Source organism: Bacillus sp. JZ105 (genome assembly GCF_053903125.1).
In genome coordinates, this window is sequence record NZ_CP096387.1 from 2,263,197 (window position 1) to 2,279,011 (window position 15,815).

20 protein-coding genes are annotated in these 15,815 nt (G+C 43.0%); all 20 read right to left on the bottom strand.

What is annotated here, in order from left to right; translation table 11 throughout:
• Positions 1-117 precede the first annotated feature (117 nt).
• Positions 118-972, bottom strand: a complete 855-nt coding sequence (locus tag M1D81_RS11490; protein ID WP_025092991.1) for a TlyA family RNA methyltransferase — start codon at positions 970-972, stop codon at positions 118-120.
• Positions 969-2,870 (bottom strand): 1-deoxy-D-xylulose-5-phosphate synthase, encoded by a 1,902-nt coding sequence (gene dxs, locus M1D81_RS11495; RefSeq protein WP_456266840.1) that lies wholly within the window; start codon positions 2,868-2,870, stop codon positions 969-971. Before dxs ends, M1D81_RS11490 begins: the two co-directional genes overlap by 4 nt.
• Positions 2,871-3,020: 150 nt before the next feature.
• Complete coding sequence (locus M1D81_RS11500; protein ID WP_417894401.1) at positions 3,021-3,917, bottom strand: polyprenyl synthetase family protein; 897 nt, start codon at positions 3,915-3,917, stop codon at positions 3,021-3,023.
• Positions 3,901-4,161 carry an exodeoxyribonuclease VII small subunit gene (locus M1D81_RS11505; RefSeq protein WP_003215880.1) on the bottom strand — a complete coding sequence of 87 codons (261 nt, stop codon included), beginning with the start codon at positions 4,159-4,161 and terminating at the stop codon, positions 3,901-3,903. Before M1D81_RS11505 ends, M1D81_RS11500 begins: the two co-directional genes overlap by 17 nt.
• Positions 4,158-5,504, bottom strand: coding sequence for an exodeoxyribonuclease VII large subunit (gene xseA, locus M1D81_RS11510; RefSeq protein WP_456266839.1), 1,347 nt, complete (start codon positions 5,502-5,504; stop codon positions 4,158-4,160). Before xseA ends, M1D81_RS11505 begins: the two co-directional genes overlap by 4 nt.
• 70 nt (positions 5,505-5,574) lie before the next feature.
• Positions 5,575-6,426, bottom strand: a complete 852-nt coding sequence (gene folD / locus M1D81_RS11515; RefSeq protein ID WP_456266838.1) for a bifunctional methylenetetrahydrofolate dehydrogenase/methenyltetrahydrofolate cyclohydrolase FolD — start codon at positions 6,424-6,426, stop codon at positions 5,575-5,577.
• 11 nt (positions 6,427-6,437) lie between these two features.
• On the bottom strand, positions 6,438-6,833 hold the full coding sequence (nusB, locus tag M1D81_RS11520) for a transcription antitermination factor NusB (RefSeq protein WP_012010530.1): 396 nt from the start codon (positions 6,831-6,833) through the stop codon (positions 6,438-6,440).
• Positions 6,834-7,043: 210 nt separating this feature from the next.
• A complete protein-coding gene (locus M1D81_RS11525; RefSeq protein WP_034280262.1) occupies positions 7,044-7,451 on the bottom strand; it encodes an Asp23/Gls24 family envelope stress response protein in 408 nt (135 codons plus the stop codon).
• Between the two features lie 25 nt (positions 7,452-7,476).
• Positions 7,477-8,826, bottom strand: coding sequence for an acetyl-CoA carboxylase biotin carboxylase subunit (accC, locus tag M1D81_RS11530; RefSeq protein WP_024422945.1), 1,350 nt, complete (start codon positions 8,824-8,826; stop codon positions 7,477-7,479).
• Positions 8,827-8,837: 11 nt separating this feature from the next.
• Positions 8,838-9,320, bottom strand: a complete 483-nt coding sequence (gene accB, locus M1D81_RS11535) for an acetyl-CoA carboxylase biotin carboxyl carrier protein (RefSeq protein WP_456266837.1) — start codon at positions 9,318-9,320, stop codon at positions 8,838-8,840.
• A gap of 194 nt (positions 9,321-9,514) precedes the next feature.
• On the bottom strand, positions 9,515-10,147 hold the full coding sequence (locus M1D81_RS11540) for a SpoIIIAH-like family protein (protein ID WP_024428006.1): 633 nt from the start codon (positions 10,145-10,147) through the stop codon (positions 9,515-9,517).
• Positions 10,147-10,818 carry a stage III sporulation protein AG gene (gene spoIIIAG / locus M1D81_RS11545; protein ID WP_456266836.1) on the bottom strand — a complete coding sequence of 224 codons (672 nt, stop codon included), beginning with the start codon at positions 10,816-10,818 and terminating at the stop codon, positions 10,147-10,149. The genes M1D81_RS11540 and spoIIIAG overlap by 1 nt, the downstream gene beginning before the upstream one ends.
• Positions 10,811-11,443 carry a stage III sporulation protein AF gene (gene spoIIIAF / locus M1D81_RS11550; RefSeq protein ID WP_456266835.1) on the bottom strand — a complete coding sequence of 211 codons (633 nt, stop codon included), beginning with the start codon at positions 11,441-11,443 and terminating at the stop codon, positions 10,811-10,813. The genes spoIIIAG and spoIIIAF overlap by 8 nt, the downstream gene beginning before the upstream one ends.
• Positions 11,444-11,457: 14 nt before the next feature.
• Positions 11,458-12,648 (bottom strand): stage III sporulation protein AE, encoded by a 1,191-nt coding sequence (gene spoIIIAE / locus M1D81_RS11555; RefSeq protein WP_456270876.1) that lies wholly within the window; start codon positions 12,646-12,648, stop codon positions 11,458-11,460.
• A 19-nt stretch (positions 12,649-12,667) separates the two neighbouring features.
• Positions 12,668-13,081 (bottom strand): stage III sporulation protein AD, encoded by a 414-nt coding sequence (gene spoIIIAD / locus M1D81_RS11560; protein WP_087978339.1) that lies wholly within the window; start codon positions 13,079-13,081, stop codon positions 12,668-12,670.
• Positions 13,078-13,284 (bottom strand): stage III sporulation protein AC, encoded by a 207-nt coding sequence (gene spoIIIAC / locus M1D81_RS11565; protein WP_003153142.1) that lies wholly within the window; start codon positions 13,282-13,284, stop codon positions 13,078-13,080. The genes spoIIIAD and spoIIIAC overlap by 4 nt, the downstream gene beginning before the upstream one ends.
• Positions 13,285-13,303: 19 nt before the next feature.
• Positions 13,304-13,819: a stage III sporulation protein SpoIIIAB gene (gene spoIIIAB, locus M1D81_RS11570; protein WP_024428003.1), complete on the bottom strand. Its 516-nt coding sequence runs from the start codon at positions 13,817-13,819 to the stop codon at positions 13,304-13,306.
• Positions 13,813-14,736 carry a stage III sporulation protein AA gene (gene spoIIIAA, locus M1D81_RS11575; RefSeq protein WP_024428002.1) on the bottom strand — a complete coding sequence of 308 codons (924 nt, stop codon included), beginning with the start codon at positions 14,734-14,736 and terminating at the stop codon, positions 13,813-13,815. The genes spoIIIAB and spoIIIAA overlap by 7 nt, the downstream gene beginning before the upstream one ends.
• Positions 14,737-14,802: 66 nt before the next feature.
• Positions 14,803-15,084 carry a YqhV family protein gene (locus M1D81_RS11580; protein WP_024422953.1) on the bottom strand — a complete coding sequence of 94 codons (282 nt, stop codon included), beginning with the start codon at positions 15,082-15,084 and terminating at the stop codon, positions 14,803-14,805.
• Between the two features lie 170 nt (positions 15,085-15,254).
• Entirely contained in the window at positions 15,255-15,812 is a 558-nt protein-coding gene (gene efp / locus M1D81_RS11585) for an elongation factor P (protein WP_024422954.1), read from the bottom strand.
• Between the last annotated feature and the right edge of the window lie 3 nt (positions 15,813-15,815).

Sequence of the window (15,815 nt, forward strand, 5' to 3'; positions counted from 1 at the left end):
ATGTTATATGATGCACACTTTAAAAAACAAGCATTACGTGAGATACGGCCAATTCTTGTCTTTTGACCATGTAAAAAGGAATAATAGCGAGCTATTATTCCTTTTGTATCAATCATCTCATGTGTCAGCCGGCTCAGGGCTGTTTTTCTTTTCTTTCAATACAGAATGGGCTTCCTTGACGACCTTCTCAAGTTCTGAAGCAGGAAGTGCCGCATTTTCTTCTTGATCAGGATGAAGCACTAAATGAAGCAGAAATTCAATATTTCCATCTCCGCCAGTGATAGGCGAAAATGATACATCCTTTACATCATAGCCTTCTTTTGCAGCAAATTGATTCATCTCTTCTAGTACACCAAGGTGGACTGATGGCTCACGTACGATGCCTTTTTTCCCTACAAGCTCTCTGCCTGCTTCAAATTGAGGCTTGACGAGTGCAATACAGTCACCACCCGGAACAAGAATATGCTTTAAAGCCGGCAGAATGAGTTTAAGTGAGATAAAAGATACATCAATCGATGCCACTTCTGGCAATCCTTCAGTAAAATCAGCTGGAACGGAATGACGGAAATTGGTGCGCTCCATGACGATGACTCTGTCATCCTGCCTTAATTTCCACGCAAGCTGATTGTAGCCAACGTCTACAGCATATGATTTGACTGCTCCATTTTGAAGAGCACAATCTGTAAATCCGCCTGTTGATGAGCCAATATCAATCAGCAACTTCCCTTCAACTGTCAGGTCAAATTCTTTGAGCGCTTTTTCGAGCTTTAACCCGCCGCGGCTTACGTATTTGAGAGGGTTCCCCTTCACTGTAAGCGGCGTATCACGAGCAATTTTCTCACCTGGTTTATCCAAACGGGTTTCATTTGAGTAAACGATCCCTGCCATGATGGCACGTTTTGCTTTCTCTCTTGTTTCCATTAGTCCTTGTTCGACTAATAAAACGTCAAGTCGTTCTTTCTTTGATGTCATGATCCGATTCCTTTTCTTGGTGCTGCTGGAAGCAGGTCACGTAAAGTCTCAGCAACCTGTGCTTTCGTCAGTCCAATTTCTTCAAGCAGGGCATCAACACTTCCATGCTCAATAAATTGATCTGGGATACCCATACGTTCTACTTTGATATGTGATGCTTTCTTGTCGTGTAGATATTCTAATACGCTGCTGCCAAACCCGCCTTGGAGCACAGCTTCTTCAATCGTTAAAATCGGAATTCCTTCAGAAAGAATGTCATGCAGCATCGCTTCATCAAGCGGCTTAATAAACCGAGCGTTGACGACACGAATTGATTTCCCTTCTTTTTGAAGCTCCTCAGCTGCTTGCAGCGCCATTTTAATCGTCGTACCGAATGTTAAGATGACGGCATCCTTCCCTGGACGAAGAACCTCCCAAGACCCAATCGGAATGGTTTTGAGCTGTTCATCCATTTTCACGCCAAGACCATTTCCACGCGGGAAACGCATGGCAATAGGACCGTCATCATACTGAATGGCTGTATTGACCATGTGCTGGCCTTCATTTTCATCCTTCGGCATCATGAGCACCATATTCGGCATATGACGCATGAAGGCAATATCAAACACACCTTGATGCGTTTCTCCATCTGCACCGACAAGACCCGCACGGTCAATCCCGATAAATACATTGAGGTTTTGACGGCAAATATCATGCAGCACTTGATCATAAGCTCTTTGCAGGAATGTTGAATAAATCGCTAAAAATGGCTTCATATCCTGCGTCGCAAGCCCAGCTGCCATTGTGGCTGCATGCTGCTCAGCAATTCCTACATCAAACATTCGCTCTGGAAATTCCTTTGCAAAGCCTTCAAGTTTTGAGCCAACAGGCATCGCAGGCGTGATGGCTACAATTCGCTCATCTTTCCGCGCAAGCTTTCTGACTGTTTCACTGACAAGACCACTCCATGACGGTGCAGCAGCTGCTGGTTTGACAAAATCACCTGTATCAATTTTGTATGGACCTGTGCCGTGCCATGTCCCAATTTTATCGGATTCTGCCGGCTGATAGCCTTTTCCTTTTTTCGTGATGACATGCAGCAGGACAGGACCTTTTGTTTTCTTTGCATATTCAAGGTTTTCAAAAAGGTCTTCATAAGAATGTCCATCAACAGGACCTAAGTAAGTGAACCCCATTTCCTCAAAAAACATGCCAGAAACAAGTAAATACTTGAGGCTGTCTTTAATTCGCTCTGCTGTGGCAGCAAGCTTTCCGCCTACAGCTGGGATCCGCTTGAATAAATATTCGAGCTCGTCCTTTACCCATTGGTACTTGCCTGCTGTGCGCAGTCTGCCAAGCATGGTGTGAATCGCACCGACGTTTGGTGCAATACTCATTTCATTATCGTTTAAGATGACGATCATATCTTTCTTTTCATCACCGATATGATTCAGAGCTTCAAGCGCCATACCTCCGGTTAATGCACCATCTCCGATAATCGGCAGAATATATTCATCTGTCCCTTTAATATCCCGCGCCGCCGCCATTCCCATTGCGCCAGATAATGACGTTGAGCTGTGGCCTGTTTCCCAAACATCATGCTCACTTTCATTTCGTTTAGGAAAACCGCAAAGTCCTTTATATTGACGAAGTGTATCAAACTCCGCCCCTCTTCCAGTTAACAGCTTGTGAACATAAGACTGATGTCCAACATCCCAAAGGAATTTGTCTTTCGGGCTGTCAAATACTTTATGAAGGGCAACCGTGAGTTCAACGACACCCAGGTTCGGACCGATATGCCCGCCAGAGTTAGCCAAGGACTCAATTAAAAACATGCGGATGTCAGCACTAAGCTCCTCTAATTCTGCATTTGACATTCCTTTTAGAAACGCTGGATTTTTTATTGATAAAAGATCCAATCAGGATCAACTCGCTTTCAACAAAATTTCTATCTACATATATAATGCCTTATTCCTAAGAAAACCAAGCGGGAATAAGAGTTGTCTTATCATGATAAACTGTTTACAGTTTACCACAATTGCTCGAAGACCCTCAAATCTAGGCTGTTTTTAATGATCTCTTGAGGCGATCAGATCACATAATTCATGCAGCAATTGCTGCTCTAATTCAAGGTTTGAGACAATTTCTTTTGCACGTGTGATGTGTTCATGCAGCTTTTCTTTTGCTCCTGTAAGCGTTAATAAAGAAGGATATGTCGACTTTTCATTCGCTGTATCAGAGCCGACTCGTTTTCCTATTTTTTCTTCGCTTCCTTCGAGGTCTAAAATGTCATCACGGATTTGAAAAGCAATGCCAATATGATAGCTGAATTCTCTTAGTTTTTCGATATCGTCATCTGATGCTCCTGCCAGCATTGCACCTGCTGTGACGCTGAATGTGAGAAGCTTTCCTGTTTTCCGGGCATGAATGGATTCTAGTTCAGCAAGCGGGACTTGTTTTTGCTCTGCTTCCATGTCATCAAATTGACCGCCAACCATTCCTAGTGCACCTGCTGACCGCACCAGCTCATCTACGATTCTGAGCTTTTGGTCAGAAGTGACGCTGCTAGATAGCTGCGATGTAATGAGGCGGAAGCTTTCCGTTAAAAGTGCATCACCAGCGAGAACCGCTGTTGCTTCCCCGTATACTTTATGGTTAGTCGGCTTTCCTCTGCGAAGGTCATCATCGTCCATGCAAGGAAGGTCGTCATGTATCAAAGAATACGTATGAATCATTTCTACAGCACAGCCAACCGGTATGCCATCTTCTTCGTTTTTTCCGTAAGCATGTAATAAAGCAAGAACGAGAACAGGGCGAAGTCTTTTCCCTCCAGCTTCAAGAGAGTAAAGCATCGAAGATTTTAGTTCTTCTGGAATCTTCAATTCCTGAACATATGTAAATAAATAATCTTCAATGGCCTGTTTTCGTGTTGTTAAGAAATCCTGCAAATTACTTGTCACCAGCATCTGCCTCCTTTACCGAGAAAGGAGCCAGTTCACCGTCCTCTTTTAAAATGAAATCCATCTGCTTTTCAACGTGCTGTAATTTTTCATGACAAAGCTTTGAAAGTGTCATGCCTTCTTGGAAATAATGAATGGCTTGCTCAAGTGGTACATCTCCTTCTTCGAGCTTCCCAACGATCTCCTCAAGACCTTTCATCGCTTCTTCAAATGTCATTTGTTCTTCTTTTTGTTTATTTGATTCTGTCATGATGATTGCCCCTCCTTCTCAATAACCTCACAAATCAGACGTCCATCCTTCATGGTGATAGCCAATTGATCCTTCGTATCGACTTGGTTCACACTTTTAATCAGTTCATTGTCTTTATAGGCTAAACTGTAGCCTCTTTCCATCACTTGAAGTGGATTTAATGCATTTAGTTTACCAAGAACAGATTGGAACTGCGAATGAATTGTTTTCATTTGCACATTCATGCTGCGGATGAGCTGTTCTGTTTCATTGGCATGGCGTTTTTTCGCCTGAAGCAGCTGCTCTTTTGGATGAAGCGGCTTCAGCCTGTATGTCTGGCGGTCTAGTTGACTGCGTTTTTGTTCAATTTGTCTCGTCAGCTGTTTTTGAAAACGGTCAAATACCAAATCGAATTGCTGCTCTTTTTGCTCCTGCAATCGTTTTGGAAAACGGAAGGCATAAGAGGATTGCAGCGCCACAAGACGGTCTTTCGCTTGTGATGTTCGGTTCTTCACGGCCCTTGTAAGCCGAATGTCGATGGATTTGATTCGTTCTATTAAATCGGCTGTGCTTGGAACAGCGAGCTCGGCTGCTCCTGTTGGTGTGGGTGCTCTCATGTCTGCAGTGAAATCACTGATCGTAAAGTCCGTTTCGTGCCCCACTGCAGAAATGATTGGAATGTCTGATGCGAAGATCGCTCTTGCGACAGCTTCTTCATTAAAGGCCCAAAGTTCTTCGATCGAACCGCCTCCTCTTCCGACAATCAAGACATCACAGAGCTGTTTTTCATTTGCTTCTTTGATCCGCTCTACGATTGAACGGATGGCGTTTTCACCTTGGACAAGCGCCGGAAGCACAATGATTTTCGCCTGCTGATAGCGCCGGTTAATCGTTGTGATGACATCTCGAACAGCCGCTCCTGTTGGGGATGTAATGACACCAACAACCTCTGGATATTCAGGAATTGGTTTTTTATAGCGCGCATCAAATAAGCCTTCACTTGCCAGCTTTTTCTTCAGCTCTTCATAAGCGAGATGAAGAGCACCAACACCATCAGGCTGCATTTCTTTTGCATATAATTGATAGTTGCCGCTTGGTTCATATACTTGAATCCCGCCGCGTACAAACACTTTCATTCCGCTTTTTGGTGAAAAAGGCAGCTTTGCTGCGGAGCGCTGGAACATGACGGCCTGCATGCGTGCGTTTTCGTCTTTTAAGGTGAAGTACACATGACCTCTTGAATGAATCTTCACATTGGATAACTCACCTTTGATCCAAATATCTTCTAAATGCGGATCAACATCAAATTTTCTTTTTATGTATTTTGTAAGGGCTGTGACCGTCACAAAGGCTTTTTCACTCATGACGTATTCCTCCTCTTCAAAAACGCACATTCATCCACCGGCAGCATGCAGGTGGATGAATGGATAAAGCTTATGCTAATGTACGTTTTGCTGATTTAACCGTATTGTGTGCAAGCATCGTAATCGTCATTGGACCGACTCCGCCAGGAACCGGTGTGATGTAAGAAGCTTTTTCTTTCGCTTCTTCAAAATCAACATCCCCAACAAGCTTCCCAGTTTCCAAACGATTGACTCCTACATCGATGACAATTGCGCCTTCTTTGATTTGGTCAGCTTTTATAAAGTTTGCTCGACCGACGGCAACAACTAAAATGTCCGCTTTTAACGTATGTTCTGAAATATTCGCCGTTCTTGAATGGCAGTAAGTCACCGTTGCGTTTTCGTTTAACAGCAATTGTCCCACTGGTTTACCGACAATATTGCTGCGTCCCACAACAACCACTTCTTTTCCAGAAAGGCTGACACCTGTTTTATTCAGTAATTCAACAATGCCTGCTGGTGTACAAGGAAGGTATGTATCTTCTCCAAGCAGCATTTTCCCGATATTTAATGGATGGAAACCATCTACATCTTTCTCAGGTGAAATACGTTCAATGACGGCTTTTTCAGAAATATGCTTTGGCAGTGGAAGTTGAACAAGAATCCCGTGGAATTGATCGTTCGCATTGTACTGATCAATCAGCTGCAGCAATTCTTCTTCTGTTAAAGAAGCATCTAAATGATCAAGCTGAAAATGCATGCCCATTGCTTCTGCTGCTTTTTTCTTCCCGCGTACGTAAGAAAGTGAAGCCGGATCATCACCGATTAGAATAACGGCAAGACCAGGTGTGACTCCTTTTTGTTTTAGCTCTTCTACTTCTTTTGCTAATTGTTCACGCTTTTCTTTTGCTGTTTCTTTCCCATCGATGATTGTTGCTGTCATGTCGAATCCTCCTATTGCTGCTTTAGGTCGTTTTTAATGTTCGAAAGTACACCATTTACAAATTTCGGTGCTTTATCATCGCCGAATAATTTGGCGAGTTCAATCGCTTCATTCATTGAGACACTAACTGGGATGTCTTCTTGATACACCATCTCGTACACAGACAGCCTTAAAATGGCTCTGTCTACGTTTGCAATACGATCGAGTTTCCAATTCACTAGATGCTGTGAGATCATGTCATCAAGCTTGTCCTTTTGTTCAAGCACACCGAAAACCAGTTCCTCGAAAAAAGGATCTGATTCTTGTTCATCCAGCGCATGTGTAATGGCCTCTTTCGGATCAATATTGCTCACATCAATTTGAAATAATGTTTGTAGCGCCTTTTCTCTTGCAGTTCTTCTTTTCATTATTTACTCCTTTAACCACTTTATCCGCTTGTCGTTAAGCCATACAGAGATCATAACATATTTTGACCGTGGTCGCACCAAGATCCATGCGAGCTGTGACGAAAAACGAATCAATCCACGCGTGACGTTATCAATATTCGGAAATTACTCAAAAATGGGCTTTAAAAAACCAAAGAGGCAATGCCTCCTTGGTTTCACTTGAACCCTTTTTTACATTTCTTGATCTACTTCAGCCTCAGGTGCTTTAGTATCAAATTGAATGCCAACGACATGAATGTTAATTTCATTAATCGTTAAGGCAGTCATGTTCAAAAGAGTTTGACGGATATTTTCTTGTACAGCAGTGGATACCTTTGGAATGGATAGGCCAAATTCAACCACACAATACACATCGATTGTGATGCCTTCATCAGAGACATCTACTTTTACACCTTTACGGTGATTTTTCTTACCAAAGCGTTCTGCTACATCAGCAGCGAAATTGCCGCGCATTTCGGCAATGCCTTCGACTTCTGAAGCGGCGATCCCAGCAATGACTTCAATCACTTCTGGTGCAATTTGCACTTTTCCCAATTGATCTTCATCAAGGTTCATTTCAAGCAAATTGTTTTCTGACACGATCATTCACCTCCGAAAGCTGTGATTATTTCATGATTTGGTATGTTTCTAAAAACTTCGTATTAAAGTTACCGCTCACAAATGTTTCATGCTCGAGCAATCTAAGGTGGAATGGAATCGTTGTATAGACTCCTTCAATGACGAATTCTTGAAGCGCACGTTTCATTTTCGCAATCGCTTCTTCTCTTGTCTTACCATATGTGATCACTTTTGCAATCATGCTGTCATAATATGGCGGAATCACATAGCCCGGATAAGCGGCAGAATCAACACGTACACCTAAACCGCCTGGCGGAAGATACATTTTAATTTCACCGGCTGAAGGCATGAAGTTTTTCTCTGGGTTCTCTGCATTGATGCGGCATTCGATCGCCCAGCCTTCATATACGACATCCTCTTGTGTAAGAGAAAGCTTCTCACCTGATGCAACCTTGATCTGTTCTTTGATCAAGTCTACACCTGTGACCATTTCTGTCACAGGATGCTCTACTTGAATACGAGTATTCATTTCCATGAAGTAAAACTTCTCTTCATTATAATCATAAATGAATTCGACTGTTCCAGCACCTGTGTATTCAACAGCTTCTGCTGCTTTTACAGCTGCTTCACCCATTTGCTCACGGATGTCTGCATTGAGTGCTGGTGATGGCGTTTCTTCAAGCAGCTTTTGCATTCTTCTTTGGATCGAGCAATCACGCTCTCCTAAATGAATCGTATTGCCATGCTGATCTGCAAGCACTTGGATTTCCACATGTCTAAAGTCTTCAATGAACTTTTCTAAATAGACACCAGGGTTCCCAAAGTTTTGCGCCGCTTCCTGCTGCGTGATGGTGACTCCGTTAATAAGCTCTTCTTCTGTACGAGCCACACGGATCCCTTTACCGCCTCCGCCTGCAGTTGCTTTAATAATCACAGGATACCCAATACTAGCTGCTGTTGAAACAGCATCATCAAGATCTTTTACAATTCCTTGAGAACCAGGGACGATCGGAACGCCTGCATTCTTCATTGTTTCTCGCGCGACATCTTTCGTTCCCATTTTGGAAATCGCTGACGCAGTTGGTCCAACAAAGATTACATTACATTCCTCGCAAAGCTCTGCAAAGTCTGCATTTTCTGCTAAAAAGCCGTATCCTGGATGGATGGCATCTGTCCCTGTTAATTTTGCTACGCTGACAATATTCGTGACATTTAAATAACTATCTTTAGAAGCAGTCGGTCCGATGCAATATGCTTCATCAGCCATTTGTACATGCAGCGCATCGCGATCCGCTTCAGAAAATACCGCAACAGTTTCAATTCCAAGCTCTTTACAAGCGCGGATAATTCTAACTGCGATTTCTCCTCTGTTTGCAATTAATAGCTTTTTAATCATGATCGTACTCCTTACTCTGCTTTCACTAGAAAGAGGGGTTGTCCGAATTCTACAAGCTGACCGTTTTCAGCTAATACTTCGACGATTTCACCTTTTACTTCTGCTTCGATTTCATTAAACAGTTTCATCGCTTCCACGATACATACAACAGTGTTTTCCTTCACCTTAGAACCTGTTGTCACGTATGGATCTGCTTCTGGTGAAGAGGAAGCATAAAATGTGCCAACCATTGGGGATGTGATTTTATGCAGATTTTCAGACGCAGCTGCCTCTTGTGCAGGGGCTTCGGTCTGAGCTGGAGCTTGTGCTTTAGGAGCTTGTTGAGCTGGAGCTGCTTGGACAGGAGCCGCTGGTGCTTGTGCCGCAACTTGCTGAACGACTTCTTTATTTTTCTTCAGTTTGATTTTTGCACCTTCGTTTTCGTACGTAAACTCATCGATAGTAGAGTCGTCAATTAATTTAATCAGTTCATGAATTTCTTCGATTTTTAACATGGATTTGCACCCCTATGTATGGATTTATCTTTTTATTATAGGCTAGTACTAAAAGTACATACTATAACCATCTTACAGGAGGATTTCGATGAATTCAACTACTATTGTGGTGAAGCGCCTCGCGTAAGCACCTTGGAGAGGGCGTCAAGCCGCATCAAAAAACGCCCTTTTCCGCAAAGGGCGCCAGTTCATTTTTATTGATTAGTGGGCTCAAAAGTGACAGCTACGTTATCAAGACCTCTCATTTCTTTTGTGACCATATCAATAATATCGGCCGCTTGAGATTTTGATTTTTTATCAGAACGAACCGTGATGCTCACTTTATCCCCTTCAGCACTTACGAGCGCATCTTTATAGCCTTTTGTTTTGATCAATGTCTCAAGCTGACGCTCAGTTCCTTCTGCTTCACTGAGCGCTGTCATTTGATCGTATGCTTCACTTTTTTCTTGTGCTGTTGCATCGTCACTGGAGACAATTTCGTTGTATTCTTCGCGCTGCTTGCTTCGTTTATCTTCAAGCTCTAGTCTGTATGTTGTAAAAAGCTCATCGTCTGTTTGCTCTGACACAGCCTTTCCTTCTTCACCGCTTGTTTCGATATCCTCTTGTTTGCCGTTTGTTTCTTTGTCAGTGGATTTCTTATCAGCGCCTTTTTCCATGCCTTTGTCCGTCCCTTTTTCTGTTTCAACCTTTTTCTCTTCAGTGCCTTTTGATTTCGTATCTTCTACTGTCACTGCATTTTCACCCTGTGGAGACATGATATAGTACACACTTAATACGACAACTAAACTTAGCATCGTTAATAGCCAAACCGTTTGTTTTTTTAACATCATTCCGAATCCTCCTTGATTTTTTTAGGGGCAACAGCCACTCTATGGCTCGGTACATCAAGCACTCGTGTAACCGCTTCAATGATGGTTTTCTTTATTTGAACGTTGTCTACTCCTTGAGCAACAACGAGGACACCTCGGATTTCTGGTTTTTTCGTTTGAACAACGACGGGTGTTTCTTCATTGCCATTTTTGATGATGACGACTTCTTCTTCTTTTGTTTGATCGGTGACACTTCGCACGCCGCCTTCTTTATCTGTTTCCTCGGTCGTTGTACTTTTATTGGATTTGTTTTTTTCAAACACTTTTAAAGACGTTGCATCTACATTGACCACAATGGATACATCCTCAACGCCGATGATGGTTTCTAAAATTTCCTTCAGCTGATTTTCGTATTCTTGCTCCACGTCCTCAATTGAATTTTTTGGTTTACCTGAGGACGCCGGTTTGAATACCTCCTGCTCTTCTGAGGATGTTTTTTTAGAAGCAGGAACCGCAGCTTGTTGTTTGCTTGATGGCGGTGACAAGATCTGACTGACTAACATGAAAGATACGCCGATAATGAATACAAGCAGCAAGTAATGGTGCTTCGTTAATTTGGATTTCCCTTCACCTTTTTCAGGCGGCTGGAAAAATGATTTCAGCTTTTGTTTCCAGTCCTTGTTATTCATGATCTGCTGCGTCACCTCCCTCAATGTTCAGCGCGATGTGCTCAGGACTCGTATTCCAAACATCAGCAAGTGTCTCTTTCACCCTCGTGATCTCTTTGCTAGAAGATCCAGCGCTTTCCTCCTTTTGCTTGGAGAGATCAATGTCCACCTTTGCCACCGTTTCTACAGCATCACCTGTGAGCGGGGAAAGAACTGCTTTGATGCGAAATTGATCCGCCTCCATATTCTGATCCAGATGCTCCTCATCAGCCAGCACTTCTACGTGTTTCATTACATAGCTCTCCTTCTCCAGTGGCTCCTTTGCGCTTTTTTCTAGTTGGACAGCCATTTGCTTTAAAATATATGCACGCTGAGAGGCTTGTATTTCTTTTTTTTCTAAATTCATCTGATTTTTTATTTCTTCTGACTGCACTTCTTCCTTCCCTTTCATCAATTCTGAAAAAATTTGATCAGGATCTGCTCGAAATAAAGCAAAAATCGGATTGAGCATGACCACAATTAGCAGCAGGCTGACGACCATTTTTGCATACTTTTGCATGCTCGAATTGGGAAGCAGAAGATCAATGACAATCGCAAATAAGATAAAAAGAATAATACTTGTGATCCATTCCGTGAGAAAACTCAAAAGGTGCCCCCTCCTTACTTCATCATCATGGTCAGGTTCCCCGCAGTGATGATGACGGTAATGCTTAAAAAGAACATGAGCGACACAACAGCAAGTGCAGCAAATATATACAGCACACTTTTTGAAATGACATCAAGACAGCTGATGATGGGTCCGCCCCCTAACGGCTGAAGGATAGCAGCAGCAAGCTTATAGATAAGGGCTAACGAAAGTACTTTAATCGCCGGGAAAGCGGCAATTGAAATTAAAATGGCGACCCCAACTAGCCCGACTGTGTTTTTGAGTAAAACAGAGGCGCTGATCACGGTATCAGTTGCATCTGTAAACATTCTGCCTAGAACAGGGATGAAGTTTCCGGTAATGAATTTGGCTGTACGAAGAGCGATTCCATCCGTAACGGCCGCAGATGCACCCTGAACGGAAATGACGCCGAGAAAAACGGTTAAAAAAACGGCAAGCCCGCCAATTGCCACATTTCTTAACAGCTGGGCAAGCTGGGTGACCTTGTATTGTTCGGTCAGCGTACTGATAATGCTCAATATTGCTGATAAAAAGATGAGCGGGAGAACGACATACTGAATGAAAACACCGCTCGTGTTCATTAAAAATAAAATAACGGGATGAAAGAATCCGGCTGAAACAAGTCCGCCTGATGAAGCAATAAGCGCTAGTAAAAGAGGAATAAGAGCAAGAATAAAACTGGTCATCGTTTGAATGGCTTCTGTGGCATAGGAAATCGCCACATGAAAGCTGTTAAGTGCAATAATAATCAGCACCATATAAACAAGAGCATATGCGACTTTGCTGACGGTGCTTTGTTCAAAGGCATTTTGCAAAAGCTGCAAAAGCGAACAAAAGATAGTGAGTAAAATCAGAGTACCTAGGAGCTTTCCGTTTGCAATAATTTCGTGAAATAGATAATGTACCAAGGCTTTCAGCCATGTTTGGGGAGACAGCTCTTTATCGCCGTCAATCATTTCCTTCACTGTGCCCTTTTGGCTTTCTGGCAAAAAGCCGCCATACTCGTCCAAAATGGTTTCCCAAAAGTCACTGATGGAATGAAGTTCAAGTGCATCAGCCTGTCCATTCGCCACTTCCTGTGCTGCTGGCTGTTCATTAGAAGGTTCTTTTTCTTCTGCCCATGCATGCGGAGCAATCAGCCAAAAGAAAAGCATCAATCCCATTACAGCGGTCACCCGTTTCATTGTCATCACCTCTTTTCATTTACGTCATGGACGGGATCATTCCTAAGATCGTCTCAATGATGACTGTTAAAATCGGGACTGCCATCACCAAGATGAGAATCTTGCCGCCTAGCTCTATTTTGGATGCAATGGCGCCTTGTCCAGCATCCTTCGTCAGCTGAGCGCCAAATTCCGCAATATAGGCAATGCCAATGATCTTCAATATGGTTTCAACATACTTCATATTGACGCCGGCACTTGCTGCAATTTTTTCAATCATCGAGATAATGGCATAGATTTGATCAATTAAATAAAGAAAAATGACACATCCGGTAAAAACAACAAGCATAAAGGCGAAGGTTGGCTTTTGTTCTTTGACGATTAATGCTAAAAAAGTAGCGATTAAACCAAGTCCAACAATTTGTATGATTTCGATTTGTAAGCCCTCCCCTATCCTTGAAATAGAAATACGGCTTTAATCTTTTTAAACAAATCGTCTACAATGGTTGCCACCATAAACAAAATGTAGATAAACCCAAGCAGCGTCACCCACTGAGCGTACTCTTTCTTCCCCATTTGGTCTAAAATCGTATGGAGAAAGGCCACGACGATGCCTACTCCGGCAATTTGAAAAATGACGTTTACATCAACGCCCATGCTCTCGACTCCCTTCCTCTCACATCAATAAAAGAATCAGTAGTAATCCGCTTAAAAATCCGAGGCTTCTGACCATTTTTTCATTTTTCGCTTGGGCGATTTCAGCTTCTTTCTCCTCTGATTCCAAATGACCTAAAGCAAGCTTGATATACTTTTGCTGAGAAGTGACATCATGCTGACCAAGTGTTTCTCCAAAGTGCTTCAGCGCCTCATATTCGCCTTTTTTCAATACGGTTTTTTTCCAAACATCCTCAAGACTTTCGTTCCATGCATGGCGTGCAGAAAAAGTCCCCACTTTCAGTTTTTCTGCAAATTGTTCAAACAGCTGATTCACAGGAGGACCTACCTGCGCTGCAATTTGCTCTGCCGCCCGCGCTAAAGGGGTTTGACCATACATAATTTCAGCTTCAAGAGACTGGAGAGCAAACCGCAGCTGCCGAATTTGTTTAGGTCTGTCGCTATATCGTTTGGCAAACTCGAATCCTCCCCAAGTCGTGGCCGCGACAATGAAAATAGCACCAATGAGCTTTAACATACGTCCACTCCCCGCCTCCATTTCATCTCTTGGCCGTCCCCGCCGTACATCCGCCCGATCGTGCCAGGCCCATTGTTTCGATTTAATTCAACATATCGTTCAAATACACGAAGCTCCCATAACGGCTTAAATGAAGGACGTTTATATACATCTTCAAGTGAATACCCATGAGCTGAGACGATGATGTTGACTCCGGCATGAATCGCTTCTAAAAGTGCCTCTACATCCTCACTTTTTCCGATTTCATCAACAATCATGACCTCAGGGCTCATAGACCGAATCATCATCATCAATCCTTCAGCCTTTGGACACGCATCGAGTACATCAATCCGGTGGCCAAAATGGTGCTGCGGCACTCCTCTTATACATCCGGCGATTTCAGAACGCTCATCAATAATGCCTGTTTTTCTAGGAGGAATGGTTTTTGTGCCTGTACTAGCAAGACGTGCTATATCCCGGAGCAATGTGGTTTTCCCCGTTTGCGGGGGGCCGATGATGAGTGTATTGTGCCAGTGCTCTTCATATAAATAAGGAAGAAAGGGAAGCGCAATCCCAATTTTTTCTTTGGCAATGCGGATATTAAATGAAGAGATATCTCTTAACCCTTTGACAAATCCGTTTTCAACGATCACCTTTCCAGCAAGTCCTACCCGGTGTCCGCCAGATATGGTGATATAGCCCTGTTTTAGCTCTTCCTCAAGTGTGTACATGCTGTAATTGCTCAGCCTGCCTAATAGCTGAGACGCATCTTCCCATGTTGTGTGATAAGAAAGGAAACGCGGTTTTCCTCCCTGCATCAATTCAATAGGACGATCCGTGCGAATGCGGATTTCTTCTATTTGCGCCCATTCTGCCTCTTTCAGCAGCCTGAGTTCTTGTCCAATCGAGTGCGGGAGAATATCCAGCAAACTCCGCAACGAATTCCCCTCCTTTTTTTCTTCTCTAAAATGTATGATGTGAGCCGTTAATTATGCCAAGCCGTTTCACTTATAGATCCCAACAAGAATAAACACGACACCAATGAAAATGAACACGAGCTTTGCATAGGATAGCTGCCCGGCAATTTGATAGATTCCAATCGTCATCGTGATAATAAAAATGAGCGGTCCAATGATCGCCAATATACTATTGATGACTACCGCTTTCCGTACATCATTTGTGATTAAAATAAGGATGGCTGCCGTCAGTTCAATGGCAGCAGATAAGAACCTCATGCCTGCCATTGCAGCAACTGACGGGTGTAGACCTGGGAGAAATTGTTTCATATAGAACCTCCAGCTTTTTTTACACTATATGCTTGACCAGCTGGAAGTAGTCTTGTTTTTCAGGAAGAAAGAGAGATGAATGAGAGAATTGAGAGAAGGACTGCCTTGAGGAGTCATTTTTCCAATAAAAAAAGACTGTAAACACGAGGTTTACAGTCTTTTTTCGTTCATTACGCTCTTGAAACGTATGAGCCGTCTGATGTATTAATCACTAGTTTATCTCCTTGGTTCACAAAGAAAGGAACGTTGACGATTAAACCAGTTTCAGTTTTTGCAGGTTTTGAGCCGCCTGATGTTGTGTCACCTTTAATACCAGGCTCTGTTTCTACTACTTCTAGTTCTACTGTGTTTGGAAGTTCTACTCCAAGTGTTTCCGCACCGTACATCACGATTTGAACAGACATATTTTCAAGCAAATATTTCAGCTCATCTTTAATTTGTGCTTCACTTAGTTCAAGCTGCTCATAAGAACTTGTATCCATGAAGACATGCTGATCGCCATTTGCATATAAGTATTGCATTGTTTTTGTTTCGATTTGAGCTTTCGCTACTTTTTCGCCTGCGCGGAATGTTTTTTCTTGAATAGCACCTGTACGCAGGTTACGCAGTTTTGAACGAACAAACGCTGCGCCTTTCCCTGGTTTTACGTGCTGAAAATCCACTACTCGCCAAATACCGCCGTCCACTTCAATTGTCAGGCCGGTACGAAAATCGTTTACTGAAATCATTTT